Origin of the sequence: Pseudomonas sp. D2002, assembly GCF_013385735.1 — a bacterium.
In the GTDB taxonomy this organism is placed as follows: domain Bacteria; phylum Pseudomonadota; class Gammaproteobacteria; order Pseudomonadales; family Pseudomonadaceae; genus Aquipseudomonas.
Window position 1 is genome coordinate 473912 of sequence record NZ_JACAPL010000005.1, and the last position, 26411, is coordinate 500322.

31 protein-coding genes and 1 tRNA gene are annotated in these 26411 nt (G+C 57.3%); 9 read left to right on the top strand and 23 right to left on the bottom strand.

The features are described from left to right. Window positions 1–2: 2 nt before the first annotated feature. From hscA to trmJ, 8 genes are all read right to left on the bottom strand, one after another. Entirely contained in the window at window positions 3–1865 is a 1863-nt protein-coding gene (gene hscA / locus HX783_RS12815; RefSeq protein ID WP_177017093.1) for a Fe-S protein assembly chaperone HscA, read from the bottom strand. Between the two features lie 48 nt (window positions 1866–1913). Then, the gene (gene hscB, locus HX783_RS12820) at window positions 1914–2435 is read right to left on the bottom strand and encodes a co-chaperone HscB (RefSeq protein ID WP_177017094.1); all 522 of its coding nucleotides are present in this window, start codon (window positions 2433–2435) and stop codon (window positions 1914–1916) included. Between the two features lie 8 nt (window positions 2436–2443). Continuing rightward, window positions 2444–2767 carry an iron-sulfur cluster assembly protein IscA gene (gene iscA / locus HX783_RS12825; RefSeq protein ID WP_003175963.1) on the bottom strand — a complete coding sequence of 108 codons (324 nt, stop codon included), beginning with the start codon at window positions 2765–2767 and terminating at the stop codon, window positions 2444–2446. 28 nt (window positions 2768–2795) lie between these two features. Beyond that, complete coding sequence (gene iscU, locus HX783_RS12830; protein WP_003175965.1) at window positions 2796–3182, bottom strand: Fe-S cluster assembly scaffold IscU; 387 nt, start codon at window positions 3180–3182, stop codon at window positions 2796–2798. A 99-nt stretch (window positions 3183–3281) separates the two neighbouring features. Continuing rightward, on the bottom strand, window positions 3282–4496 hold the full coding sequence (locus HX783_RS12835; protein ID WP_017135944.1) for an IscS subfamily cysteine desulfurase: 1215 nt from the start codon (window positions 4494–4496) through the stop codon (window positions 3282–3284). Window positions 4497–4546: 50 nt separating this feature from the next. After that, window positions 4547–5038, bottom strand: a complete 492-nt coding sequence (gene iscR / locus HX783_RS12840; protein WP_003194020.1) for a Fe-S cluster assembly transcriptional regulator IscR — start codon at window positions 5036–5038, stop codon at window positions 4547–4549. Between the two features lie 300 nt (window positions 5039–5338). Beyond that, window positions 5339–6121: a serine O-acetyltransferase gene (gene cysE, locus HX783_RS12845; RefSeq protein ID WP_177017095.1), complete on the bottom strand. Its 783-nt coding sequence runs from the start codon at window positions 6119–6121 to the stop codon at window positions 5339–5341. 2 nt (window positions 6122–6123) lie between these two features. Beyond that, window positions 6124–6894 (bottom strand): tRNA (cytosine(32)/uridine(32)-2'-O)-methyltransferase TrmJ, encoded by a 771-nt coding sequence (trmJ, locus tag HX783_RS12850; protein WP_003210307.1) that lies wholly within the window; start codon window positions 6892–6894, stop codon window positions 6124–6126. 145 nt (window positions 6895–7039) lie between these two features. Between trmJ and suhB the strand changes: the two genes are divergently transcribed. Next, window positions 7040–7855 (top strand): inositol-phosphate phosphatase, encoded by an 816-nt coding sequence (suhB, locus tag HX783_RS12855; protein WP_003175971.1) that lies wholly within the window; start codon window positions 7040–7042, stop codon window positions 7853–7855. Between the two features lie 205 nt (window positions 7856–8060). Here the strand turns inward: suhB and HX783_RS12860 are convergent, their stop codons facing one another. The 6 genes from HX783_RS12860 to queA form a co-directional block, all read right to left on the bottom strand. Beyond that, window positions 8061–8603 (bottom strand): glycine zipper 2TM domain-containing protein, encoded by a 543-nt coding sequence (locus HX783_RS12860; protein WP_053257883.1) that lies wholly within the window; start codon window positions 8601–8603, stop codon window positions 8061–8063. A 124-nt stretch (window positions 8604–8727) separates the two neighbouring features. Then, on the bottom strand, window positions 8728–9642 hold the full coding sequence (gene secF, locus HX783_RS12865; protein ID WP_159959679.1) for a protein translocase subunit SecF: 915 nt from the start codon (window positions 9640–9642) through the stop codon (window positions 8728–8730). Between the two features lie 9 nt (window positions 9643–9651). Continuing rightward, on the bottom strand, window positions 9652–11523 hold the full coding sequence (gene secD, locus HX783_RS12870) for a protein translocase subunit SecD (protein ID WP_159959681.1): 1872 nt from the start codon (window positions 11521–11523) through the stop codon (window positions 9652–9654). A gap of 62 nt (window positions 11524–11585) precedes the next feature. After that, window positions 11586–11924, bottom strand: coding sequence for a preprotein translocase subunit YajC (gene yajC, locus HX783_RS12875; RefSeq protein ID WP_003175975.1), 339 nt, complete (start codon window positions 11922–11924; stop codon window positions 11586–11588). A 43-nt stretch (window positions 11925–11967) separates the two neighbouring features. Next, window positions 11968–13083, bottom strand: coding sequence for a tRNA guanosine(34) transglycosylase Tgt (gene tgt / locus HX783_RS12880; RefSeq protein WP_003175976.1), 1116 nt, complete (start codon window positions 13081–13083; stop codon window positions 11968–11970). Window positions 13084–13088: 5 nt separating this feature from the next. Continuing rightward, entirely contained in the window at window positions 13089–14153 is a 1065-nt protein-coding gene (gene queA / locus HX783_RS12885; protein WP_177017096.1) for a tRNA preQ1(34) S-adenosylmethionine ribosyltransferase-isomerase QueA, read from the bottom strand. A gap of 108 nt (window positions 14154–14261) precedes the next feature. Between queA and HX783_RS12890 the strand changes: the two genes are divergently transcribed. Together HX783_RS12890 and HX783_RS12895 are read left to right on the top strand one after the other, a co-directional pair. Then, window positions 14262–14346, top strand: a tRNA-Leu gene (locus tag HX783_RS12890). A gap of 94 nt (window positions 14347–14440) precedes the next feature. Beyond that, window positions 14441–14770, top strand: coding sequence for a hypothetical protein (locus HX783_RS12895; RefSeq protein ID WP_177017097.1), 330 nt, complete (start codon window positions 14441–14443; stop codon window positions 14768–14770). Here HX783_RS12895 and HX783_RS12900 read toward each other — a convergent pair. Both HX783_RS12900 and HX783_RS12905 read right to left on the bottom strand, forming a co-directional pair. Next, window positions 14720–15379 (bottom strand): LysE/ArgO family amino acid transporter, encoded by a 660-nt coding sequence (locus tag HX783_RS12900; protein WP_177017098.1) that lies wholly within the window; start codon window positions 15377–15379, stop codon window positions 14720–14722. The two genes, HX783_RS12895 and HX783_RS12900, sit on opposite strands and share 51 nt — an antisense overlap. A gap of 24 nt (window positions 15380–15403) precedes the next feature. Further along, the gene (locus HX783_RS12905) at window positions 15404–16210 is read right to left on the bottom strand and encodes a 2OG-Fe(II) oxygenase family protein (RefSeq protein ID WP_177017099.1); all 807 of its coding nucleotides are present in this window, start codon (window positions 16208–16210) and stop codon (window positions 15404–15406) included. A 231-nt stretch (window positions 16211–16441) separates the two neighbouring features. Here HX783_RS12905 and HX783_RS12910 point away from each other — a divergent pair, with 231 nt between their 5' ends. Then, window positions 16442–17134 carry an NBR1-Ig-like domain-containing protein gene (locus HX783_RS12910; protein WP_177017100.1) on the top strand — a complete coding sequence of 231 codons (693 nt, stop codon included), beginning with the start codon at window positions 16442–16444 and terminating at the stop codon, window positions 17132–17134. Window positions 17135–17168: 34 nt separating this feature from the next. Here HX783_RS12910 and HX783_RS12915 read toward each other — a convergent pair whose 3' ends face one another. Next, window positions 17169–17804: a LysE family translocator gene (locus HX783_RS12915; RefSeq protein ID WP_177017101.1), complete on the bottom strand. Its 636-nt coding sequence runs from the start codon at window positions 17802–17804 to the stop codon at window positions 17169–17171. A 134-nt stretch (window positions 17805–17938) separates the two neighbouring features. Here HX783_RS12915 and HX783_RS12920 point away from each other — a divergent pair, with 134 nt between their 5' ends. Further along, window positions 17939–18310, top strand: coding sequence for a PH domain-containing protein (locus HX783_RS12920; protein WP_177017102.1), 372 nt, complete (start codon window positions 17939–17941; stop codon window positions 18308–18310). A gap of 152 nt (window positions 18311–18462) precedes the next feature. Here HX783_RS12920 and HX783_RS12925 read toward each other — a convergent pair whose 3' ends face one another. After that, window positions 18463–18771, bottom strand: a complete 309-nt coding sequence (locus HX783_RS12925; protein ID WP_177017103.1) for a DUF3077 domain-containing protein — start codon at window positions 18769–18771, stop codon at window positions 18463–18465. A gap of 1394 nt (window positions 18772–20165) precedes the next feature. Between HX783_RS12925 and HX783_RS12930 the strand changes: the two genes are divergently transcribed. Then, window positions 20166–21116: a reverse transcriptase family protein gene (locus HX783_RS12930; protein ID WP_371317672.1), complete on the top strand. Its 951-nt coding sequence runs from the start codon at window positions 20166–20168 to the stop codon at window positions 21114–21116. 5 nt (window positions 21117–21121) lie between these two features. Beyond that, window positions 21122–21349: a retron Se72 family effector protein gene (locus HX783_RS12935; protein WP_371317673.1), complete on the top strand. Its 228-nt coding sequence runs from the start codon at window positions 21122–21124 to the stop codon at window positions 21347–21349. A gap of 476 nt (window positions 21350–21825) precedes the next feature. On the opposite strand, the gene HX783_RS12940 is transcribed toward HX783_RS12935, so the two are convergent. Both HX783_RS12940 and HX783_RS12945 read right to left on the bottom strand, forming a co-directional pair. Further along, window positions 21826–22059, bottom strand: coding sequence for a hypothetical protein (locus HX783_RS12940; protein WP_177017105.1), 234 nt, complete (start codon window positions 22057–22059; stop codon window positions 21826–21828). Next, window positions 22056–22568, bottom strand: a complete 513-nt coding sequence (locus tag HX783_RS12945) for a type VI secretion system amidase effector protein Tae4 (RefSeq protein WP_177017106.1) — start codon at window positions 22566–22568, stop codon at window positions 22056–22058. The genes HX783_RS12940 and HX783_RS12945 overlap by 4 nt, the downstream gene beginning before the upstream one ends. 249 nt (window positions 22569–22817) lie before the next feature. On the opposite strand from HX783_RS12945, the gene HX783_RS12950 reads away from it, so the two are divergent. Both HX783_RS12950 and HX783_RS12955 read left to right on the top strand, forming a co-directional pair. Beyond that, window positions 22818–23105 carry a colicin E3-like toxin immunity protein gene (locus HX783_RS12950; protein WP_177017107.1) on the top strand — a complete coding sequence of 96 codons (288 nt, stop codon included), beginning with the start codon at window positions 22818–22820 and terminating at the stop codon, window positions 23103–23105. Between the two features lie 4 nt (window positions 23106–23109). Continuing rightward, the gene (locus HX783_RS12955) at window positions 23110–23580 is read left to right on the top strand and encodes a hypothetical protein (protein WP_177017108.1); all 471 of its coding nucleotides are present in this window, start codon (window positions 23110–23112) and stop codon (window positions 23578–23580) included. Between the two features lie 3 nt (window positions 23581–23583). On the opposite strand, the gene HX783_RS12960 is transcribed toward HX783_RS12955, so the two are convergent. The 3 genes from HX783_RS12960 to HX783_RS12970 form a co-directional block, all read right to left on the bottom strand. Further along, window positions 23584–24150, bottom strand: coding sequence for a hypothetical protein (locus HX783_RS12960; protein ID WP_159959715.1), 567 nt, complete (start codon window positions 24148–24150; stop codon window positions 23584–23586). Between the two features lie 176 nt (window positions 24151–24326). Then, a complete protein-coding gene (locus HX783_RS12965; RefSeq protein ID WP_177017109.1) occupies window positions 24327–25679 on the bottom strand; it encodes a sensor histidine kinase in 1353 nt (450 codons plus the stop codon). Then, complete coding sequence (locus HX783_RS12970) at window positions 25676–26338, bottom strand: response regulator (RefSeq protein ID WP_177017110.1); 663 nt, start codon at window positions 26336–26338, stop codon at window positions 25676–25678. The genes HX783_RS12965 and HX783_RS12970 overlap by 4 nt, the downstream gene beginning before the upstream one ends. Between the last annotated feature and the right edge of the window lie 73 nt (window positions 26339–26411).

The window sequence follows — 26411 nt, forward strand, 5'->3', positions numbered from 1 at the left end:
AATTATTCCTCGATTTCATTCAGATTGCGCCCGGCCAGGGCGGCTTTTACCGACTGGTCCATGCGACGGGCGGCAAAAGCATCGGTCACTTGCGACAGACGCTTGGTCTGTTGCTCGATGGCGTAGCCATCGGTGCCTTTCGTCAGTTCGGCCAATTCCTGCATCTGCAGATCAATGACCATGCGCTCTTCGGCGTCCAACAGGCGCTCGCCGTCAGCATCCAGGGCACCCTGCACGGCTTCAAGCAGGCGCTGGGCGTCGACTTGCTGCTCGCGCAATACGCGGGCGACTTTGTCGTCACCGGCATATTGGAACGAATCCTTGAGCATCTTGGCGATTTCGCCGTCGGTCAGGCCGTAGGACGGCTTGACCTGAATGCTGGCTTCAACGCCCGAGGCCAGTTCACGCGCAGCCACGCTGAGCAGGCCATCGGCGTCTACCTGATAGGTCACGCGAATCTTCGCCGCACCGGCAACCATCGCCGGAATACCGCGCAATTCGAAGCGTGCCAGAGAGCGGCAGTCGCTGATCAGCTCGCGCTCACCTTGCAGCACATGAATCATCATGGCCGTCTGGCCATCTTTATAAGTGGTGAAGTCCTGGGCGCGGGCGACGGGGATGGTGGTGTTGCGCGGAATCACCTTCTCCATCAGGCCGCCCATGGTTTCCAGCCCCAGGGACAGCGGGATCACGTCGAGCAGCAGCAATTCGCCGCCGTCGCGCTTGTTGCCGGCCAAGGTGTCGGCCTGGATCGCGGCGCCGATGGCGACCACTTGATCCGGGTCGATTTCGGTCAGCGGCTGGCGACCAAAGGCTTCACCAACGGCTTCGCGCACCCGTGGGACGCGCGTCGAACCGCCGACCATGACCACGGCGGCCACGTCTTCCAGCTCTACGCCGGAATCGCGCACGGCACGGCGGCAGGCTTTCAGGCTGCGGGCAACCATTGGCTCGATTAGCGCATCGAAGGCTTCACGGGTCAGTTGCGCCGACCAGGAACCGTAGGAAACATCGACAGAATTGGCATCAGTCAGCGCTTCTTTGGCCGCACAGGCGGTTTGCAGCAGGTTGCGCTGCTCGCCCGGGTCCAAATCAGCAGACAAACCGGCGCTGGTGATAATCCAGCCGGCAATCGCATGATCGAAGTCATCACCGCCCAAGGCGGTATCACCACCGGTGGCCAGCACTTCGAACACACCGCCGGTCAGGCGCAGGATCGAAATATCGAAGGTGCCGCCGCCCAGGTCATAAATAGCAACCAGGCCTTCAGCGTGCTGATCCAGCCCGTAAGCCACTGCGGCCGCCGTCGGTTCGTTGAGCAGGCGCAGCACGTTCAGACCGGCGAGCTTCGCCGCGTCTTTGGTGGCTTGGCGCTGTGCGTCGTCGAAATACGCAGGAACAGTAATCACCGCGCCGACCAGTTCGCCGCCCAAGGTCTTTTCCGCACGCTGGCGCAGCACCTTGAGGATATCGGCCGACACTTCCACCGGGCTTTTAGGGCCTTGGACGGTGTCGATGAACGGCATATGGGATTCGCCGCCAACGAAGCGGTACGGCAACTGGTCGCCCAATTGCTTGACGTCGGACAGACCACGACCCATCAAGCGCTTGACCGACAGCACCGTATTCAAAGGATCGGTAGACGCCGCCAGCTTGGCCGACTCGCCGACTTCGGTGCGATCAGCGTGATAGCGCACGGCGGACGGCAGGATAACCTGGCCATCGGCGTCGGGCAGCGGCTCGGACAGGCCGCTGCGCAAGGCGGCGACCAGGGAATTGGTGGTGCCCAGGTCAATCCCGACCGCCAGGCGACGCTGGTGCGGTTGAGGGCTTTGGCCGGGTTCGGCGATCTGCAGTAGAGCCATGGTAATCAGGTCTTATCTGTCTATCAGGCGTGCACGGGCAGCACTGGGTTAATCGTCGAGGCGCTCTTCTAGCTGGCGCACTTCGTAGGAGAGCTTGTCGAGGAACTGCATGCGCCGCATCAGGCGCTCGGCCTGTTCACGTTGCGCTGCATCATCCCAACAGGCTGCGAAGCTTTCGTTGAGTTCATCCTGGGCCACTTTCAGACGGCGCTTGAAGACTGCGACACCGGCCACATCGGCCTCGTCCTGCAAATCTTCGAGTTCTTCGCGCCACTGCATCTGCTGCATCAGGAAGTCCGGGTCGTGCACCGTGACTTCAATCGGCAACTCGCCACCGTTCATCGCGAGCAGGTAGCGCGCGCGTTTAGGCGGGTTTTTCAGCGTCTGATAGGCTTCGTTGAGGCTGGCTGATCGCTCCAGCGCCAAGCGTTGCTCACGCTCGGAAGCGTCAGCAAAGCGGTCCGGATGCACCCCACGCGCCAACTCTCGGTAGCGCGTGGCAAGCTGCTCGAGGTCCAGCCGAAAGCTCGGCTGCAGCTCGAATAAAGCGAAATGACAAGGAGTACCCACGAATAGCCTCAGATGTTGAAGCTTTCGCCGCAGCCACATTCACCGCGCACGTTGGGGTTGTTGAACTTGAAGCCTTCGTTCAACCCTTCCTTGACGAAATCGAGCTCGGTGCCGTCCAGGTAGGTCAGGCTTTTAGGGTCGATGATCACTTTCTCGCCGTGACTTTCGAACACCTGGTCTTCCGCAACCACCTCGTCGACAAACTCCAGCACGTAGGCAAGGCCGGAACAGCCCGTGGTGCGAACACCCAGACGAATCCCCTCACCTTTACCGCGCCCATTCAGGGAGCGGCGAATGTGCTGCGCAGCCGCTTCTGTCATGCTGATAGCCATCGTTGACTCCTTACTCGTCGCCAAATGCTTAGATCAAGCCTTTCTTCTGCTTGTAGTCGCGAACGGCCGCCTTGATGGCGTCTTCTGCGAGTACCGAGCAGTGGATTTTCACTGGCGGCAGGGCCAGTTCTTCAGCCAGCTGGGTGTTGCTGATGGTGACAGCCTCATCCAGGGTCTTGCCTTTCATCCACTCGGTCGCGAGGGAGCTGGAGGCAATGGCGGAACCGCAGCCGTAAGTCTTGAACTTGGCGTCTTCGATAACGCCAGCGTCGTTGACCTTGATCTGCAGGCGCATAACGTCGCCGCACGCCGGAGCGCCGACCATGCCAGTGCCGACATCAGGGTCTTCCGCGTTCATCTTGCCGACGTTGCGCGGGTTTTCGTAGTGGTCGATGACCTTTTCGCTGTAAGCCATGGTACTGAATCCTCACTCATCAGGGCCGCTCTGGAACCCTGTAAAAACGCCTGCGTTTTCCGCCACGTTCTTACAGAGCTTGGGTGGCGGCTTCTATATTTAGTGTGCCGCCCACTCGATCTTGGAAATATCGACACCGTCTTTGTACATGTCCCACAGCGGCGACAGAACGCGCAGCTTGTTGACGGCTTCGCAGACTTTCTGCGCGGCGTAGTCGACTTGCTCTTCGGTGGTGAAGCGGCCGAACGTAAAGCGGATCGAGCTGTGTGCCAGTTCGTCGTTGCGGCCCAGGGCGCGCAGCACGTACGAAGGCTCAAGCGAGGCCGAGGTGCAGGCCGAACCGGACGAAACCGCCAGGTCCTTGAGTGCCATGATCAGCGACTCGCCTTCGACATAGTTGAAGCTCAAATTCAGGTTGTGCGGTACACGAGCGGTCATGCTGCCGTTGATGTACAGCTCTTCAAGGTTCTCGACCTGCTTGTAGAAGCGATCGCTGAGGGCCTTGATGCGGATGTTTTCGGCAGCCATGTCTTCCTTGGCTACACGGAAGGCTTCGCCCATGCCGACGATCTGGTGGGTCGCCAGGGTGCCGGAACGCATGCCACGCTCATGACCGCCGCCGTGCATGGTGGCTTCGATACGTACGCGCGGCTTGCGGCTGACGTAGAGGGCACCAATGCCTTTAGGGCCATAGGTCTTGTGGGCAGAGAACGACATCAGGTCGACTTTCAGCTTCGACAGGTCGATGTCGACCTTGCCGGTGGACTGAGCAGCGTCAACATGCAGCAGGATGCCCTTGGAACGGGTCAACTCGCCGATGGCCGCTATGTCGTTGATGGTGCCGATTTCGTTATTCACGTGAATCACGGAAACCAGGATGGTGTCTTCACGCAGCGCGGCTTCGATCATCGCCGGGGTGACGATACCGTCGGTGGTTGGCTCGAGGTAGGTGACCTCGAAACCTTCACGCTCCAGTTGGCGCATGGTGTCGAGGACAGCCTTGTGCTCAATCTTGGTGGTGATCAGGTGTTTGCCTTTGGTCGCGTAGAAATGCGCCGCGCCCTTGATTGCCAGGTTGTCGGACTCAGTAGCACCAGAGGTCCAGACGATTTCACGCGGGTCTGCGCCCACCAGGTCAGCGACTTGGCGACGAGCGTTCTCGACCGCTTCCTCGGCTTTCCAGCCGAACACGTGGGAACGGGAGGCTGGGTTGCCGAAGTTTCCGTCAACCAGCAGGCATTCGCTCATCTTTTGCGCGACACGCGGATCAACCGGGGTGGTCGCTGAGTAATCAAGGTAAATCGGCAATTTCATGGACTTTCTCCTAAATCAGGCTGGCTGGCGTGCCGTTAGCTCTGCGGCTGTCACTCGACGGCGGACGCTTCAATCTTGTCCAGACGCGGCGCCTTGGTATTGCAACGGCGCTGGTCCTGACGCTGGGCTACTTCTTGCACCTCACGGCGAGTCACAAGATCAGCCAAGCTGATACCACTCAAAAACTCATGGATCTGCAGGCTCAAGTCACACCACAAGTGGTGTGTCAGGCAGGTGTCGCCGGCATGGCAATCACCCAAACCCTGGCATTTGGTGGCATCGACGGATTCGTTCACCGCGTCGATCACCTGGGCTACCTGGATACCCTGCATGTCGCGGGACAGTTGGTAGCCGCCACCCGGCCCACGGACGCTGGAAACCAGGTTGCTGCGGCGCAACTTGGCGAACAGCTGTTCGAGGTAGGACAGGGAAATGCCTTGGCGCTCGGAGATATCGGCCAGGGACACCGGCCCAGTTTGCGCGTGCAAGGCCAGATCCAGCATGGCGGTTACCGCGTATCGGCCTTTTGTAGTCAGTCTCATGGACAAGTACCAAGGTGTTTCAGAATGGGAGCAAGTATGCGATTCCCGAGTATTTAAGTCAACTATAAGACCTAGTACTTTAGTCAGGATTACCCGTAAAAAGGGCGCGCGAATCATAGCAGGGTGGGGTGGGATCGAACAGCAGCAGCAGACAACCAGCACCGCCTGACACACTGAAGTTCAAATGTGGGAGCGGGCTTGCTCGCGAAAGCGGTGTGTCAGTCGCCGTATATCTTGACTGATCTACCGCTTTCGCGAGCAAGCCCGCTCCCACAGGGGGTTTGCAGCGAATGCGAGACCTCAGCCAGCCTTGGTGGCGGTTTCGTTCTTGATCTCTGCGAAGTCTTCTTCGCGCAGCTCAGGCAGATCTTTCGCACAGTAGCTGCTGCCCAACTCTTTCAGCGCACCACACATGCCATCCAGCTTGCCGTCGACCGCTTGCAAGTGGTCAAGCAACTGCCCAATGGCGCGCGCCACGGGGTCGGGCATGTCTTCGCTGACGCCGTAGGCATCGAAGCCGATCTTTTCAGCCATGGCCTTGCGCTTGGCTTCCTGCTCGTCGCCTTCTTCCGGCTTCACGATGATGCGCCCCGGAATACCAACAACCGTGGCGCCAGGCGGCACTGCCTTGGTTACTACAGCATTCGAGCCGACTTTGGCACCGGCGCCGACGGTAAATGGACCGAGCACCTTGGCGCCCGCCCCCACCACCACGCCGTCACCCAGGGTTGGATGGCGCTTGCCTTTGTTCCAACTGGTGCCGCCCAGGGTCACGCCCTGATACAGCGTCACATCGTCACCGATCTCAGCGGTCTCGCCGATCACGATGCCCATGCCATGGTCGATAAAAAAGCGACGCCCCACCTTGGCCCCCGGATGAATCTCGATCCCGGTCAGCCAGCGACCGAAGTTCGACACCAGCCGTGCCAGCCATTTCCAGCCCATGCCCCACAACGCGCCGGACAGACGATGGATCCAGATCGCGTGCATGCCGGGGTAGCAGGTCAGCACTTCAAAGGCGTTGCGCGCCGCCGGGTCACGGTGGAAAACACTCTGGATATCTTCTCGCAAACGCTCGAACATTTTTAATCCTTCCGCTTAAGAAGCTCGCCACGGGCCGCTTTTTGGGTTTCCGTGAGGATGCCACGCAATATATTCATTTCCGCTCGGCTCACCGAGCTGCGCCCGTACAGGCGACGCAGGCGCGCCATCAAGTGCCTTGGTTTTTCCGGATCAAGGAATTCAATGGCCACCAGGGTTTGCTCCAGGTGCTCATAGAATCGCTCGAGCTCGTCCATGGTGGCCAACTCGCCACTTTTGGTCGAGGCAACTTCATCCTTTTCAACCTTGCTCGGCTGACCTTCAGCGGCCAGCCAGGCCATGCGCACTTCATAACTCAACACCTGCACCGCCGCCCCCAGGTTCAGCGAGCTGAACTCAGGGTCTGATGGAATGTGCACGTGGTAATGACATCGCTGCAGCTCTTCATTGGTCAGGCCGGAGTCTTCACGACCAAATACCAAGGCAATTTCAGCACCGCCGGCGGCCTCTTCCACCACCTTGGTGCCGCACTCGCGCGGGTCCAGCAGTGGCCAGGGAATGCGACGGTCACGGGCGCTGGTGCCGAGCACCAGATTGCAACCGACCAAGGCGTCTTCCAACGTGGCGACGACCTGGGCTTTTTCCAGGATGTCATTGGCGCCGGATGCACGGGCATCGGCCTCGTGGTGCGGGAACACGCGCGGTTCGACCAGCACCAGGCGCGTCAGCCCCATGTTTTTCATGGCTCGCGCCACCCCGCCGATGTTGCCGGGATGACTGGTATTGACCAAGACGACACGAATGTTTTGCAGCAAGGGAGGCGCTCTCGGACACGGGAAAGGGGAGCAAATCTTACAGAACAGCCTAAGGTTATGCCATGAAAGCTAACGTCGTCCTTCACCTGAAGAAAGTTTCTGCTAGAATGCTCGGCTTTCTTTAACAACCTTAGGTGACACATCCATGCAGCCCATGCTGAATATCGCGCTGCGCGCCGCCCGCAGCGCCAGTGAATTGATCTTCCGCTCCATCGAGCGCCTGGATACCATCAAGGTCGACGAAAAAGACGCCAAGGATTATGTATCCGAGGTGGATCGCGCCGCCGAACAGAAAATCATCGACGCTCTGCGCAAGGCCTACCCTACCCACGGCATCCTCGGTGAAGAAACCGGTTTGCACAAAGGCAGCGGCGAAGGCGAAGACTACCTGTGGATCATCGACCCACTGGACGGCACCACCAACTTCCTGCGCGGCATCCCACACTTCGCTGTGAGCATTGCCTGCAAATACCGTGGCCGTCTGGAACACGCTGTTGTGCTGGACCCGGTTCGCCAGGAAGAATTCACCGCCAGCCGTGGCCGTGGCGCCCAGCTGAACGGTCGTCGCCTGCGCGTAAGCGGCCGCACCAGCCTCGACGGCGCCCTGTTGGGCACTGGCTTCCCGTTCCGTGACGACCAGATGGACAACCTGGAAAACTACCTGGGCATGTTCCGCGCCCTGGTTGGCCAGACCGCCGGCATCCGTCGCGCTGGCGCGGCAAGCCTGGACCTGGCTTACGTAGCTGCCGGTCGTTTCGATGCGTTCTGGGAGTCGGGCCTGTCCGAGTGGGACATGGCTGCAGGCGCCCTGCTGATCCAGGAAGCGGGCGGCCTGGTGAGCGACTTCACCGGTGGTCACGACTTCCTTGAGAAAGGCCACGTAGTTGCCGGCAACACCAAATGCTTCAAGGCAGTACTGACGGCGATCCAGCCGCACCTGCCGGCTTCGCTGAAGCGTTAAGCGAGCAAGCACAAAAAAGCACCCCGAGGGGTGCTTTTTTTATGCCTGGGATTTGGGCGATACAGCAATTCCAGCTACAACCGATACCCAATGTGGGAGCGGGCTTGCTCGCGAAAGCGGTGGGTCAGTCAATAAATCTGTTGATTGACACTACGCCTTCGCGAGCAAGCCCGCTCCCACATTTTGAACCGCACCCGACTTGGAATTACTGCTGGTTCTGACCCAGAATCAAACGACCTTCTTTGTCGACTGGAATCTGACCACCTGGATCACGGTCCATACGCACCGAACCTTCTTTACCATCCAGGGTGTACCGCACGTCATAGCCGACAACCTTGTCGCTAATGTCGTTGACGGTGTTACAACGGGTTTGCGTGGTGGTGTAGGTATCGCGGTTCTGCATGCCTTCCTGAACCTTGTTACCGGCGTAACCGCCACCGACCGCACCGGCTACCGTAGCCAGCTTCTTGCCATTACCGCCACCGACCTGGTTACCCAACAGGCCACCAGCCAGTGCACCGACCACGGTGCCGACGATTTGGTGTTGATCCTGCACAGGCTTCTGCCGAGTTACGGCGACGTCTTTGCAGACTTCACGCGGGGTTTTAATCTGGGTTTTCACCGGCTGTACCGCCAGCACTTGCGCATACTCAGGGCCGCTTTTTACCAGGCTGTAGGTGGCAACAGCACCCCCGGCAGTCACACCGACAGCACCCAATACCGCACCAACCAGCAACGACTTGTTCACGTTGAACCTCCTGACCATCACAAACGGACCGAACGATCCGCGCTATACCCAGCCTTGGAGCAAAAAAAAAGGCGCGAGTTCAATACTCGCGCCTTCTTTGTAACAGCGTGTCAACAAACGCCCATCAAGGGCGGTCGTCGACCTCCTTGCCGGTAGCGGCAGGAGGGATCAAGTCTTCGCTGTTGAGGTTCAGCCAGATCAGCACCACGTTGGCGATGTAGATCGACGAGTAGGTGCCCGCCAGAACGCCGATGAACAGCGCCAGGGAGAAGCCCCACAGGTTGTCGCCACCGAAGATCATCAGCGCCGCAATCGCCAGCAACGTGGAGATCGAGGTCGCCATGGTCCGCAGCAGAGTCTGGGTGGTGGAAACGTTGATGTTTTCGATCAACGACGCCTTGCGCAGTACGCGGAAGTTCTCACGAACCCGGTCGAATACCACGATGGTGTCGTTGAGCGAGTAACCAATGATCGCCAGCACCGCCGCCAATACCGTCAGGTCGAAGGTGATCTGGAAGTACGCGAGGATACCCACGGTCACGATCACGTCGTGGATCAGCGACACAATGGCGCCGACGCCGAACTTCCACTGAAAGCGGAACGCCAGGTAGATCATGATGCCGGCCAGCGCCATCAGCATGCCGAGGCCGCCCTGGTCGCGCAGCTCTTCACCCACCTGCGGGCCAACGAACTCAACGCGCTTGACCGACGCCGGGTTGTCGCCGCCGACCTTCTGCAAGGCCTCGGCTACCTGGTGACCCAGTTGCGGGTCTTCGCCAGGCATACGCACCAGCAGGTCGGTAGTGGCACCAAAGCTCTGCACGATGGCTTCGTGATAGCCGGCCTTGACCAGCTCATTGCGCACCAGGGTGACGTCGGCGGGCTTCTCGTAGGTCAGCTCGATGAGCGTACCGCCGGTGAAGTCCAGGCCGTAGTTCAGGCCCTTATGGAACCAGCTGAACAACGCCAGAACGGTGAGCACCATGGTGAAGCCGAACGCAACGTTGCGAACGCCCATGAAGTTGATTGTACGTAACATGGCAGCCCCTTAAATCCACAACTTCTTGAAGTCACGCCCGCCAAAGATCAGGTTGACCATTGCGCGGGTCACCATGATGGCCGTGAACATCGAGGTAAAGATACCGAGGGACATGGTCACCGCAAAACCTTTGACCGGGCCGGTGCCCATGGCAAAGAGAATCCCGCCGACCAGCAAAGTGGTCAAGTTGGAGTCGAGAATCGCGGTAAATGCCCGGCCGAAGCCTTCGTTGATTGCACGTTGTACGGTCATGCCCGCCGCGATCTCTTCACGAATACGCGAGAAGATCAGTACGTTGGCGTCTACCGCCATACCCATGGTGAGCACGATACCGGCGATGCCTGGCAGGGTCAGCGTAGCGCCCAGCAGCGACATCAAGGCCAGCAGCATCACCATGTTGCCCGCCAGGGCCACGGTGGCGATGATGCCGAAGAAGCGGTAGATGGCGATGATGAACAGCGAGACGAACAGCATGCCCCACAAGGCTGCGTCGATACCTTTGGTGATGTTGTCGGCACCCAGGCTCGGACCAATGGTGCGTTCTTCAGCGAAGTACATCGGCGCCGCCAGGCCACCAGCACGCAGCAGCAGCGCCAGCTCGGACGATTCGCCCTGGCCGTTCAGGCCAGTGATGCGGAATTGAGCACCCAGCGGCGACTGGATGGTCGCCAGGCTGATGATCTTCTTCTCTTCTTTAAAGGTTTGCACCGGCACGTCTTTCTCGACGCCGTCAACCACTTGCTTGGTGTAAGTGGTAACCGGACGTTGCTCGATGAAGATCACCGCCATGCTGCGGCCGACGTTGCTGCGCGTGGCGCGGCTCATCAAGTCGCCGCCGTGGCCATCCAGACGGATGTTCACTTCAGGCGTGCCGTGCTGCGAGTCAAAACCCGCCTTGGCGTCGGTCACCTGGTCACCGGTGATGATCAAGCCACGCTCGATCAACGCTGGAGGACGGTTACCTTCACGGAACTCGAATTCTTCGGCAGTCGCGCGGGAAGCCCCCGGCTCAGCAGCCAGACGGAATTCCAGGTTGGCGGTTTTACCCAGGATACGCTTGGCTTCAGCGGTGTCCTGTACGCCCGGCAGTTCAACCACGATGCGGTTGGCACCCTGACGCTGAACGATCGGCTCGGCCACACCCAGCTCGTTGACGCGGTTACGTACCGTGGTCAAGTTCTGCTTGATGGAGTATTCGCGGATTTCCGCCAGCTTGGCCGGGGTCATCGCCAGACGCAGTACAGGTTGGCCGTTCAGGTCAGCCGGTACGATGTCGAAATCGTTGAAGTTCTTGCGCACCAGCGCACGGGCCTGTTCGCGGGTAGCTTCGTCAGAGAAGCCCAGCTGGATGGCACCGTTGAGCTGCGGCAGGCTGCGATAACGCACCTTCTCTTTACGCAGCAGGCTCTTCACGTCGCCTTCGTAGACCTTCAGGCGTGCGTCGAGGGCCTTGTCCATGTCGACTTCCAGCAGGAAGTGCACACCACCGGACAAGTCCAGACCCAGCTTCATCGGGTGCGCGCCAATGCTGCGCAGCCATTTTGGCGTGGTCTGTGCCAGGTTCAGCGCAACAACGTAGTCGTCACCCATGGCCTTGCGCACAACGTCTTTGGCCGGCAATTGGTCTTCTGCCTTGGTCAGGCGCAGCAAGCCGCCCTTCGCATCAGACGCCAGTGTTGCCGCTTTAACCTGGATGCCCGCGTCGGTCAGCGCTTTGCTCGCGCGTTCCAGGTCAGCCTGATTGACTTGCAGCGAAGTGCTGGCGCCAGTGATCTGGATCGCAGGGTCATCAGGATAAAGATTGGGAGCGGAATAAATAAAACCGATCGCCAGCACCGCCAGGATCAGTACGTATTTCCACAGAGGGTATTTGTTCAGCATCACGCCGCCCGCTTATAACGCGGGGCGCCTTGCGCGCCCCGTCGATTGGTAAAGGTTGTTACTCAGATCGCTTTGAGCGTGCCTTTTGGCAGCGTGGCGGCGATGGCGCCCTTCTGGAACTTCATTTCTACGGTGTCGGAGACTTCCAGAACCACGAAAGCATCGGAAACCTTGGTGATCTTGCCGGCGATGCCGCCAGTGGTCACAACTTCGTCGCCTTTTTGCAGGCTGCCCAGCAGGTTTTTCTGCTCTTTGGCGCGCTTGGCCTGTGGACGCCAGATCATCAGGTAGAAGATGACCAGGAAGCCGACCAGGAAAATCCACTCAAAACCACCGCCCATAGGGCCGGCAGCGGCAGGCGCAGCGGCGTCAGCCATGGCATTAGAGATAAAAAAGCTCATTTAGCACTCCAGTTGCAAATAGTGAATCTTAGGGTCGGAAAACTCAGTCCAAGGGCGGCACAGGGAGCCCGCGCTTGGCATAGAAGGCATCGACGAAGGCGGCCAATGTACCCTGTTGAATAGCCTCGCGCAAACCAGCCATCAGGACTTGGTAGTGACGCAAATTGTGGATGGTATTCAACATGCTACCCAGCATTTCCCCGCACTTGTCCAGATGGTGCAGATAAGCACGCGAGAAGTTCTGGCAGGTGTAGCAGTCACAGGTGGGATCCAGCGGCGAATCATCATGGCGATGGAACGCGTTACGGATCTTCAGCACGCCTGTATCGATGAACAGATGCCCATTGCGGGCATTACGGGTTGGCATCACGCAATCGAACATGTCCACACCGCGGCGCACACCCTCTACGAGATCTTCCGGTTTGCCAACGCCCATAAGGTAACGAGGTTTGTCAGCCGGCATCAGGCCTGGCAGGTAATCCAGCACCTTGATCATTTCGTGCTTGGGCTCGCCCACCGACAAACCGCCGATGGCCAGGCCGTCAAAGCCGATTTTGTCCAAGCCTTCCAGCGAGCGCTTGCGCAGGCTTTCGTGCATGCCGCCCTGGACGATACCGAACAGCGCCGCGGTGTTGTCACCGTGGGCGTTTTTCGAACGCTGGGCCCAACGCAGCGACAACTCCATGGAGATACGCGCGACGTCTTCGTCCGCCGGGTATGGCGTGCATTCGTCAAAGATCATCACGATGTCGGAACCCAGGTCGCGCTGCACCTGCATCGACTCTTCCGGGCCCATGAACACCTTGGAACCGTCAACCGGCGAGGCGAAGGTCACGCCCTCTTCCTTGATCTTGCGCATGGCGCCCAGGCTGAACACCTGGAAACCACCGGAGTCGGTGAGGATCGGGCCTTGCCACTTCATGAAGTCATGCAGGTCGCCATGCTTCTTGATCACTTCCGTGCCCGGGCGCAGCCACAGGTGGAAGGTGTTGCCGAGGATGATCTCGGCGCCGGTGGCGACGATGTCACGCGGCAGCATGCCTTTAACGGTGCCGTAGGTGCCCACCGGCATGAAGGCCGGGGTTTCGACGGTGCCGCGCGGGAAAGTGAGGCGACCACGACGAGCCTTGCCATCCGTGGCCAACAGTTCAAACGACATACGACTCATGATTGTTCCTCAGGGCCCGCTTTTTTAGGAGCAGTCGGCGCAGGGTTACGGGTGATAAACATCGCATCACCGTAGCTGAAAAAACGGTACTCGTTGGCGATGGCGGCTTGATAAGCGGCCATGGTTTCCGGGTAACCGGCAAATGCCGACACCAGCATCAACAGCGTGGATTCCGGCAAATGGAAGTTGGTGACCAGGCAATCGACCACATGGAACGGCCGGCCTGGGAAGATAAAGATATCGGTGTCGCCGCTGAACGGCTTGAGCACGCCATCACGCGCCGCACTCTCCAGCGAACGTACGCTGGTGGTGCCGACAGCAACAACACGACCGCCGCGCGCCTTGCACGCAGCAACGGCATCCACGACTTCCTGGCTGACTTCCAGCCACTCGCTGTGCATATGGTGGTCTTCGATGTTATCCACACGCACCGGCTGAAACGTGCCGGCCCCCACGTGCAGGGTCACATAGGCGCTTTCGACGCCCTTGGCGGCAATCGCGTCCAGCAGCGGCTGATCGAAATGCAGGCCCGCAGTCGGCGCGGCCACAGCGCCGAGGCGCTGCGAGTACACCGTCTGATAGCGCTCGCGGTCCGCGTCTTCGTCGGGGCGGTCTATATAAGGAGGCAGCGGCATATGGCCGACGCGCTCCAGCAGCGGCAACACCTCTTCGGCGAACCTGAGCTCGAACAACGCGTCATGGCGCGCGACCATCTCGGCCTCGCCACCGCCATCGATCAAGATGCTCGAACCCGGTTTCGGCGACTTGCTGGAGCGCACATGGGCCAGCACGCGATGGCTGTCCAGCACCCGCTCCACCAGAATTTCCAGCTTGCCGCCGGACGCTTTCTGGCCAAACAGCCGTGCCGGAATCACCCGGGTATTGTTAAACACCATCAAATCGCCTGGGCGCAAATGCTCAAGCAAATCAGTGAATTGACGGTGTGCGAGGGCACCGCTGACCCCGTCCAGGGTCAGCAGTCGACTGGCGCGACGCTCGGCCAAAGGGTGGCGAGCGATCAGCGAATCAGGGAGCTCAAAAGTAAAGTCAGCAACGCGCATGATGGGGTTCGTCTAGCAGGGCCGGGAAGTCTAGCGGAAATAGTGAAAATAGACCATGAAACGTGATTGACCAACGGTAATCTCATCTCTATACTTCGCCGCCATTGAGCCCTGATGGCGGAATTGGTAGACGCGGCGGATTCAAAATCCGTTTTCGAAAGGAGTGGGAGTTCGAGTCTCCCTCGGGGCACCATCTTAAAGAAAGACCTTGAAATTCAAGGTCTTTTTTTTCGTCTGTAGAAAAGTGAGTAAACACAGGCGAACGCAGACGTTGAGGAGCCGGGACCATGGAATTGACGCTGGAAGCTGTTGCGCTTTTTGCTCTCAAGCTGGTGCATGAGACCGAAGGCGCGAGCCCGATTCTGCGGGACGATCTGGTCATGGATGGGTATGAGCGCGAGGTGTTCGGGTTGTTGGTGCGCCAAGGGGATTTGGCCACGATTCAACGCAAACTTAACGAATGCATTGCCCAGGCAATGACTACTTTAGGCGGTGCCGACACCGTACTCGGGCGCGAGCTGCATAAGCTGGCCGCCGCTGTGCAGCAGGTCCGCAGCCTTGATGAGCTAAGCCCGCCGCTGACCACCCTCCAGGGCTATCTGAAAGATATCCAGTGAATCAACGATCAACATGCCGGCCAGGTAAACCATCAGCACTGCAACGCCAGCGTCCAAACATCGCCACACCACGGGTGCGCGAAACAGCCAGGTCAAACGCTGGCATCCCAGCGCCAACAGCACAAACCACACCAACGACGCTGTCATCGCGCCTGTCGCGAACAGCGCTTGCTGGCCCGCAGGTTTGGCCGCGCCGATAGAGCCGATCAGCACCACCGTATCCAGCCAGGCATAGGGGTTGGCAAAGCCGAGCACCATCGCCGTGCGTAACAGCCCGCGTTGTGAATTGCCGCCTTGAGTGTCCGGCATGGACTGGTTGTGGATGCAGGCCAGCAAGCGTTGGCCACCGAACCACAACAGATAGGCCGCGCCAGACAAGAGCAATAGCGCCATCACCGCCGGCCAACTTTCCAGTACAGACCCTAACCCCGTGACGCCGATAGCGATCAGGAGGACATCGGCCAGCACACAAATAGCGACCACCCACCAGATGGGACCACGGCCGACACCTTGGCGGATCACCAAGGTGTCTTTTGGGCCGGGGGCCGCGAACAGTCCGATGCCCAGGAGCAAGCCTTCGAGGTACAGGGCGTTGAAGTGTGGAAACATGGAATGTTCGAACCCGCACGGCGATTAAAGAAGTTGGATAGGCTGATTGCCGAAACCGGTATGACGCGCGTTGACGGCGCCGTTCAGGTCAATGGGTTTGCGGCGGAAAAAGCTGGTTGGCAGCTGCTCCGGGCTCGGATTTGCAAAGTAAATCAATGAGCTTCTGGCGACCGGCTGTTTAGGTGCCAGCACAGCATGATAGGCAGCCGGAATGGACTGATCGGAAAGCTCGGTGAGCAAGGAGCCTGCCAGCACTGCAATCTCGCCTTCCAGAAGCCTTACCGGCTCTAACGAACCGCCCTTGACCAAGACCAGCCCTTCACGAGTAGGCTTGATAAACGACAGCATGTGCCCATCTTCATGAGGGTCCTGAGCAAATTGACGCGCGCCGTTTGTGGCCTGAGCACCGTATACACAGAGTTGGATATAAGACGCCAACCGCAAGGGTGCTAATGGCGCAACGCCAAACTCTGCACAAATGCCGTCCATTAATCCTTGGGCGAGCTCGCTGATCTGGCGCTCAAAACTATCCACCGCGGTAAAGAACGGGCTTTGGGTGAATTCCAGATCCATTCGCTTCGACGCATGCGCGGGCCAGTAACAGAAGCGCTCACACAAGTCCGGGTGGTCTTCGATACTCGAATATTCAGCGCCAAAAGGGAAAAAACCGTCAGTGTCTTCGGCAAAGGAAAATGATTGCTTGGTGGTTTGGGAAATGCCCGAGTACCCATCAATGATCTTTTTGTAGTCCTGCTGCATCGCATCTGAAATCTGCAGGGTGCCAAAGCCTGATCGAGCAATGGATTCACAGCACGCTTTTATCTGTTTCATAGCTATATCCAGAGATAGTTGTAAAGGAATGCAACAAACACGAGGTCGCAAGCATGCGAGAAACCGCGACACTGGATATAGCCAATCAAAACGCGGACTATCCATGTCCTTCACAACGTCGCTAGCAGGGTGCGAGTGTGCATGGGCCACTACCCGTTGCGGCGAGCAGGTTGTCCTTTTTGGCGAACAACGTAACGACCTTCACCAAGGACTGGGGATGAGTAATCGACTATGAGCATCAAGACGCGCGACACCCTCCGAGCGCTGGTCGTACGACGCAGCCGGGAACTGGGTAAATCCATGACCGTTCTGGCCAAGGAAGCCGGCATTTCCAGAACCTACCTCTACGGATTGGCAGGCGGTGCTTCCCAAGACCCATCCGTACGCACGCTGATCAAACTCGCCAAGGCGCTGCAGGTTTCTCCGCTGTTGCTGTTCCGCTACTTCGCCGACCTCGCAGGCGCTCCGGCTGACGCCAACTCACTGGCCACCACCAACCGCGCTATCAGCCTGAATGACCCGAGTGATATCGCCGTCTTCAATGCAGACGTCACCACGCCCGATCAAACCGTGGTGCTGCCCGGCGAAGTTTTTCAGAAAACCTGGGAGCTCCAGAACCTTGGCACTCGCCCCTGGCGCGGCCGAAAGTTGGTGCGGGTAGACGGCGAATACGTCATCGCCCGGCGCACCGCCACGGGCGCGCCATTGGAAGTGGTGATGGACACACACCTACGCAGCCTGAATAACGAAATTGCCATCGCAGAAACCCTGCCTGGCCAGCCGGTGCACATCACCGTGGAATTCGCCGCGCCCAAGGAAACCTGCACCGTCACGTCGATCTGGCGGATCGAGGATGAACACGGCCAGCCCTGCTACGGCCCTGCCTTCATCCTCCATGTGATCGTCAACGTCATGGCCCGCTGAGCACGGAACCAAACGCCGTGTTGCGACCACCCACTTAGCGCCGCCCTTCAGCCGCCATACGCACGGCCAGCCCCATCAACACCGAGCCCATCACCCAACGCTGCACCACCTGCCAACTCGGCCGGGTGACAAAGAACACCGCGATGGAGCCCGCCATGATGGCAATCACCGAGTTAACGCTCACGCTGATAGCAATCTGCGTAAAGCCCAGGATCAGCGACTGCGTCAGCACACTGCCATGGCCGTTCGGGTCAATGAACTGCGGCAACAATGACAAATACATCACCGCCACCTTGGGGTTCAGCAGGTTGGTCACAAAGCCCATCATGAACAGCTTGCGCGGGCTGTCCTGGGGCAAATCGCGAACCTGAAAGGGCGAACGGCCACCCGGCTTGACCGCCTGCCAGGCCAGGTACACCAGATACAACGCACCACCGAGGCGCAGCGCGTCGTACGCAAAGGGCACCGCCATCACCAATGCGGTAATGCCCAACGCCGCGCAAAACATATAAACAAGGAAACCCAACGCAACACCGCCCAGCGAAATCAACCCGGCCGTGCGGCCCTGGCAAATCGAACGGGAAATGAGGTAAATCATGTTCGGCCCGGGCGTGAGCACCATGCCGAGTGAGATCAGGCCATAAGCAAGCCAGCTGGACAGTTCGGGCATGGTGTCGCTCCTTGAATAGTGTGCTGGGCGCCATGGTAAGGCGCTGAACAGCAGCCCGTTAGATACAGATCCACGAGCAAAACGTCATACACACACGCCGGCGCATACCGCCCCATTCACCCAAGGACAGGCACATGATCGACTTCAACAACAAAGGCTTCTTCAAACTCAAACAAAACAACGAATACGCCGAACGCGTCTCGGCCCTGCTGCTCGACGGTGAAGAAGTGATCGACGCCTACAAAGCCATGCGCGACGGCGTGGTCTTCACCACCAAACGCATCATCGCGGTGAACGTGCAGGGCATTACCGGCAGCAAAAAGGACTTCACCTCGCTGCCGTACAAAAACATCGTCGCGTACTCAGTGGAAACGTCCGGCACGTTTGATCTGGACTCGGAGCTGGAGATATACTTTTCATCGCTGGGGAAAGTGAAGTTTGAGTTCACCGGGAAGACTTCGATTGTGGAAATTTCGCGGATCATTTCCAAGCACCTGCTGGCCTGAATTGCAGGCAAAAAAAAGACCTTGGCGTCCCAAGGTCTCTTTTACTGCTAAACGATTTACACGGATGTACCAAGATCAAAATGTGGGAGCTGGCTTGTCGGGTCGCCGCATCGCTGCGAAGACGCCAGCCCAAACACCATCACCTAACCCGCCTACACACCAACAGCCTCACCCTCCTCCATCACCCCATTCGGCAACATCCCATTCGCCAAATCATCCACCACCGCCTTAGCCATCTCACCCAAATAATGCGCTGCCCAGGCATAACGGTCCGCGCTCTTGTCCATGGCGGCATCCAGCGCGAGCATTTTGGAGCAGTGAAGTAGTTCGGAAGCATGTTCCAGGGCGTCGCGAATGGGTACGCCGGAATTGACGCGGAATAGGCGGTGGAGGTTGGGCTGTTGGCCGCAGGTGGAGAAGGTGATGATGCCGAGGGTTTTGTTGAGGGGTGGGTTGATCATTGGGCACCTCCGGGTTGTGTGGAGGTGTGAATTGCGATATTGCGAGGGTATGACCTGTCAGAAACGCTCATGGATTTGGCTCCTAATGTCGAGAAGCTGCCACATTCGTTATCAGGCGAAAGGGTGGCAGCTGTGCGCAGGCTGATAAACCGGGACAATAGGAACCCGGCAGGCCCGAAGGCCTCCCGCGCACAGCCGCCATAACACGGATGTGCGGACGCAAAAAAAGCGCCGGCATGGTGCTGGAGACGCTTCAGCGCCTATTGTTCCACGGGTTATCAGGCCCGGTCACTGAATTTGCAGTGACGGCTGCAAAGGTAGACGCAATGAGTAAATGCAGAAAGCAGAGGTTTGTGACGAGAAAATTCACAAAATCGCTACGCATCCCCAATAACCAAAGCATCCAAAGCTGGGCAAACGTAACACATTGAATTAAAAACTCATTATTGGCAATCCGCTTCCTTTCATTAAGTCACTCTTATTAAAAAGACTAAAAAGCAACACTCAACAAACACACAAATCACATACGCCAAAAGCGCTCTCAACGTCAAGATAAATACACGCCACATGACGAGACACCCATCTCAAAAATAAATTCAATAAAGAGCTCAACTCGCGTTGACTTCACGATTTCGCCTCAATACTATCCAAGTCGCAGATGAGTCTCGTCTGCTCCGCTCTTTAAAGTCACGTTACAGGGAAATCGATGCCTCAGTTTTGGCGATCCCACATGGGATCAAGACCGGCCCCCCGCCCTCCCGCACGCTCCGAACGCGCTCTTTAAGCGCTCAACGGCTGCATGGAGCGACGGTTGTCTGGCGTAAAAGTTGAGAGTCCATTTGAGCCAATATTAATATTTCCTGTGTTGATAAGTTTTCTCTTTGGTCTGGCTGACAGGAGGCATTCGCTTCCTGCGTAGCAGAAGGAAAACATACAAATGCTTACCGTAAATGTAACTATCAACGTGACTACCAAAAAGAAGGGCATTCGGGCAGACCCTAGAGATAGGCCTGCTTCGAAAAGAATTGGCTCAAATGTAGCTTCTGGATTGACTGTTTCAGCGGTCCTAGGCTGGGTTTTAAGGATTTTTATCTCCGCTTTTTTGGGGGGGTAAATTTCTAGAATAACTGACTCTCTTCTTTTTTGCTTTAAACGGGATAAACAATGGCGAAGGATCGGCCTTACTACACCTCATCTTCTATAGGCTCAGTTGAAGCACTAGCAAAATGCTTAGGTGTGATACCGTCCTTATTAAAAGATCTCGCCGCCGACACCACCTCCTCGTATACAGAATTCTTAATCACCTCAAAGAAGGGCAAAGAACGAACTGTATACAATCCGAAGTTTGAATTAAAAAAATACAAAAAAGAATTAACTCCAGAATCTTCGAGGACGTGATTTTCCCCCACTATCTCCAAGGCGGAATTAAAGATGCTGACGACCCTCGAGACTATATTGAAAACAGCAAACTACACGCAGGCTCCAAGCATTTAATCAGCCTCGACATAAAAGACTTCTACAACAACATAAAACAAAGCAGCGTTCTCGACGTATTCAAATATTTTTTCAAATTCCCCGAAGATGTTAGCTCACTACTCACGCAGCTCGTAACTTTAAACGGCAGAGTCCCTCAGGGAGCATGCACATCAAGCTATGTGGCAAACCTGATACTTCACAACTCTGAATATTCAATAGTAAGCAGACTTCGAAGTAAAGGTTTCACCTACACTCGCCTTCTGGACGACGTAACAATATCTTCAAAGCAACACCTCGACCAAAACACGTCAACAAAACTAATTATTGAAGTTGCTGCAATTTTCAAAAAACATGGGCTTCGCCTCAATTCAAAAAAGACGAGAATTGAACGTTCAGATGACCTAAAGGCTAAATACGAGGTTACGGGCGTATGGGTTGGTCATGGAGTCCCTAAGGTTCGTAGAGAAGATCGAAGGCATATCAGACACTTAGTTTTCATTTGCGAGAAAGAACACGAAACCGATCGTTACTCAGACTCTTATCATGAGCTATGGAACAGAGTTTCTGGACAAGTGGCCAGATTAACACGATTAAAACACTCTCAGGCCAAAGCTCTAAGATCTAAACTATCATTAGTTCTCCCCCTATATGACGACCGTCAAAAATCACAACTAATATTTGAGACTGAGAAACTAATACGCAAAAGCACATCATCACATGTAAGGCCGGGTGTGATCGACGCCTACAACAAGGTAATTTATAGACTCGGAATTTTAGGCCGCACAGACAAAGCGACAGCTAAAACCCTTAGAAAAACCCTCAAGGCACGTTTTTCAAGCATGCCAACCAAATCAGAAATATGGGAATAGATATAGTGGAGCACAAAAAAAATCCAATCCACGGCATTGTAACAACATTCGATCCATTCAAGGGCTACGGTTTCATTCGAAGAGCAGAGGGTAAAGACGTATTTTTTTACTACGATGACATTTGCGATGAAGATAAAAATCTGACCAAGGGAGACAAAGTTGAATTCATTTTAGAAATAGAAAAAAAAGGCCCTAAAGCTTATGCAGTGAAGAAAATTGGCGAGGCCTACTAAACAAAGTCAGAAAACGGGCAAATTCATTTCCCATAAAAACTACAGGGCAACGAACTCAACTTCCCCGGCTGATACGGTCGAAACTGGGACGCCTTTTTGGAGGCTATTAACGCCTTGATGGAAATGCCCAAAGAGCTTGAATTTTACGGATGGAACGGTTTTTTTCAGAATTCATGACCCACGAAGCCAAAATGCTCTAGCAATGCTTGATGCAACTAGCTGCCAAACTCCCAGACCTCGCGTCAGAGGTTCGTTATTGATGTGCCCGCACTCAATGTTTTAATGATCCACAAGAGAATACAAACTCTGCTATTCATACCCCATTCTTAGTACTTGCGCTTGCAAAGCTAACGACTCCATGGCCTTCTGACTCTCATCCGCCCGCTGCTTCTTCAGCCCCCTTATGCGGCTGAACCGGAGCCGCCGCTGCCTTCCCAACATACCTAATTGAACTACAGCCCTAAACATCTGAAACCTCATACCTGCCCCCTCCGCAAATACCTGCAATACCAAACCACCCCACCCACCGCAGCAACCAAAACAACCACCCCATTCCCCACCAACCAGATCCCAAAATTCCGACTCTGCTCCGCGTCCCCCTCATAAAACGGCCCGAAATAAACCGAGGCCACCACAAAGACTCCGTTAAACACCCCAACCGCCACCGCAACCACCAAAACCACAAACACCACGCCTTTCAAAACCTTCATAAAACCTTCCAAAACCAAATCTCCCTGGACTCGTGATAATCCGAGAACGTACCCTCAATCGAGAACCCCAACTGAATACGCGGGTAACTCAGCCAATCCGTCAACCGCCGCCCATTCCACAGATCGATGTGGTCACCACTGCGATTTCCAAACGTCTCGCTTCCCCGACGCCAAAAGTCTTTGAAGAAAATGATGCCTTGCTGTCCTGCCAGCACATCCTCGAAGTCTTCGGGCTTTACCTTCTGCACACGCTGTAAACCAGAGACGTTCGCGCGGCTTAGAGCCTTGGCCATTTCCTCTGCCGCCAGTATGTGACCTTCGCTCTTGGGGTGCTGCCAACAATAGCGCACGCCACTTAATTTGCTGAGGTCGGCGCCGGATCTGCGAAGGGCCACACCCAGGTTGATCGCGCATTGGTCGCTGAAGTTCTTGGCGCCATTGGTTCGGCAGGGCGCAGCGTCTCCGAAGATTTCAGGATGATTTTTCCACAGCGTGTTGAACGTGAGCATTCGGCGTATCCATCGCGTATTTGGCTCGCGACCGTATCAAACGCTTTGATGCGGAAGATGGCTCCTGATGAAAATCAGAACGTTCCTACTCGCACGTAGGTTGTGATGCGAGCAACCTAAACTACTCGCTCCGGGACCTTTAATGCCCGGGTGACTTTTCCCACGCTCATAGTCGAACATGGCCAATATCAGCCATTGATTCCCCCTCGTAGGCTCACTTCTTCGCACAAGGAAGTAGGGTCTTCAAAAATGGTTATGAAAATTGAACTGTACTGGTACGAAAAGCTCAGCGATGACTTAAAAGCGGATGAATACTCGGCGGACATCGATGATGAGGAGAGCATTCTTTGCTCACTCGACCTGCACGAGGAACCACAGATTTTTGCCGGAGTATTCAACGTGCTGCCCCGCTGGATAGGCATACTTCAGCCGTATTTCCAGCATGCAATAGAGCCCAACCTTTTCGACTACCAAATTTCCTTCCGCTACCAAGGCGCTTGGCCGCCACCTCCAAAGCAGCCCAAGAAGGCGTTCTGATGCAATGAAAAAGCCCCTCCTCTATCGCTCAGTCAACACCCGAACCCATGGCGTGCGCCACGGTAGCTGTCGCGCTTACCGCCATGAACGACACTCCAAAAGTGAAAAAAACACACTGTCCACTCGCGGTTCAATGCACAGCCATCAACGACACGGTTTTGACTACACACCGCTATTTCGCTTTCTCCTGTCCAAAGTCGGTCAGCCGTGGGACAAGGTTTTCAGCGAAGCCAACGCCCGGTTGGATCGGCCTGAGCCGGTGTTCTGGATGGTCGCGTTACATGAAGTCGACAAGGACGAGTATGTGGCAATCGGTGAATCTACCTACTACAGCGGCTTGTTCGTCGACGCTGCTGGCCTGCTTCAAAAGGTCAACCCGCAGTTAACGCCCGAACAGATGACGCCATTTTGCAACTGCTGCACCCACACCTTCAACGGTGTGGTATTCCCGCAGGCTCCACCACATAAAAGCTAAACCTCACCCCGCCTTCCCCTCACTCCCCGCCCCCTCAACCACCACCCGATTCGCCGGATCCGTCACATCAAATACCTGCTGCACACACCTATCCCCTTTGAACTGAAACTCCACCAGATACACCTTCGCCCGCTCCGGCACGAAGTTGCTGAACACCGGCCCGCAAACTGAGTAAATACCCGGTCGCGAGGCTCTGGCGGTGCTGGATACGGTCAATTTCTTGCCTGGATCGGCCTGAATTTCCAACTGTGGAAAACGCTTGAACCCGGCACTGGCGACCGTCTGGTTGAGTTTGGCGATCCAGTTGAAAACCCGGCCTTCGCCGGTGTCCATCACGGTGCCGAGTGTTTCCATGCGTTGGTCGGCGTCGCCTTCGCGGCGCACCGCGAATTCCACGGGGGCGGTGCCGCCGTAGGCTTTCATCACGACTTTGGCGTGGTCTGCATCCACGGCCACGGTTTTTTGGCGCAGTTGGATGCCGTCCTTGAGCAAGGTGGGCGATGAGTCGCGCTGGTTGGATTGGCAGGCGCACAGGGCCAAGGCGAGAGAAAGCAGCGCGATTCGCTTCACGGGGGATGTCCTTATCGAGGGTGGGTTTGATGGCTGGAGCGGAGTTTAAACGAATGTTGTGTAACGGAGCAGCGATGCGGGCGCTTGGGTTGGGCAGGTGCACGGAGGTGATGCCATCGTAGCCTCGCTGGGGCTCGACAACTCCCACAGTTCGGGCCCTACATTTTTCACACGCATCAGGCTTGGTTGAATACCAAACGCGCGCACAAGCCGCCTCGCTCCAGGTTGTGCAGCGTCAGCCGGCAGCCAATCTTGCCCACAATCATCTCCACAATCGCCAACCCCAACCCCGCGCCATTGGCGTTGTCACGGCTGTAAAACCGCTCGAACAAGCGCCCCAGCTCCGCTTCATCAATCCCCGGGCCTTGGTCTTCCACACTCAAGTAATCGGCACCAATCACCACCCGTACTTCACTACCGGCCGGGGAAAAGTTGAGTGCATTGGTCACCAGGTTCTGCAACGCAATCGCCAGGGCGACCGGCTCGGTTTGCACCCAACATTGCTCTTGGCCTTCCAGCACCAGCTCCACGCCCTTTTCCATCGCCAGCGGCGTCAGCTCAGCGAGTTCTTCGCGCACCAGTTCCGTCAGTTGCACACGCTGGCACACGGGGTTGTTCAGTTGCGGCTCGATGCGCGCCATGGTCAGCAATTGGCTGCCAATGCGCGTTGCGCGGTCCACGCCACTCACCAGAAAATCCAAGGCTTCGCGCCGTTGCTCTTCAGTGGCGGCGCTTTGGGCGTTTTGCGCGTGAATGCGCAGGATCGCCAGCGGCGTGCGCAGTTCGTGGGCGGCGTCAGCGATGAAGCGCCGCTCCCGCTCGAGCAAATCATCCATCTGCACCAACAGCCGGTTCAGCGCGGTTTGCATGGGTTCCAAGTCACTCGGCAGCGGCTTGAGGTGCAGTGGTTGCAAGGTGTCGGTGTTGCGCCCACGAATCGACAGCACCATGGCGCGCAGCGGTTTGAGGCCCCAGCCGATGGTCAGCCAGATCAGCACGGCCAGCAGCGGCACGCCGATCAGGGTGGGCCAGAGGGTGTGGCGCACGATGCGTTCGATCAGGTCCTGGCGAACGTCATCACGCTCGCCCACCCAAATCAGCAAACCCTGTTGCGGGTCGGCGAGGAGGAAGGCGCACCAGTCGTTGCCGTTGTCGATGATGTCGTGGGCGCCAAGGGTGGTCGGCGGTGCCGTCAGTACGGGTGCTTCGGCGGAGCGCACCAACAACTCGCCGTCGCTGCGCCACACCTGGAAGGTCAGGCGGGTTTCATACGGGTGGGCGACGCCGCCTTCACCGACGCGGCTCATGGCGTGGTCGAAGGCTTGATACAGGCGGTCCCAATCCGCTTCGCCGGGGTCGCGCTGGCGCAGTACGCCTTGCAGCAGGCGCGCACTTTGGGCGAGTTGGGCGTCGTAGACTTCTTCAATCTCGTGGTGGCTGTCACGCAGTACGAGCCAGCTGATCAGCGCGTCGCCGAGCAAAATCAACACCAGCACCGGAATGAGGATGCGCGCGCGCACCGAGCTCATGGTTTAAGCGCCAGCACGTAGCCGACGCCGCGCACGGTGCGGATCAGCTCGGTGGATAACTTTTTGCGCAGGTTGTGGATCAACACTTCCAAGGTGTTGCTCTCGACCCGATCCTGCCAGCCATACAGCGCGCGGGCCAGGCGCTCGCGGGTCACGACTTTGCCGGGGCGCACCATCAGTTGGTGCAGCAGTTGGTATTCCATCGGCGTGACGATGATGTCTTCATCCTGGTAGCGCACTTGCTGGGTGGCCGGGTCGAGGCTGACGCCGGCGTGTTCCAGCATCGGTTGCGCGCGGCCCTGGCTGCGGCGCAGCAAGGCGCGCACGCGGGCTTTGAGTTCTTCGACGTCGAAAGGCTTGATCAGGTAGTCGTCGGCGCCAGCATCCAGGCCGGCGATGCGCTCGGCGGTGCCATCGCGGGCAGTGAGGATCAGCACCGGCAGGTCGTGCTGCCCGGCGCGCAGTTGCTGCAGCAGGTCGAGGCCGTCGAGGCGTGGCAGGCCGAGGTCGAGCAGCAGCAAATCGAAGTTTTCAGTGCGCAGGGCGTGCAAGGCGCTGAGGCCATCGTGCAGCCAATCCAGCGTGTAGCCTTCGGCACCCAATGCCACGCGAATGCCCTGGCCGAGGGCACGATCATCTTCGACGAGGAGTAGGCGCATAGCAGAATCTCTGTGGGAAACGGCGGCATCATGCCGGGTTCCAGTGTGGGCTATTCCAGTAAAGATGTTACGG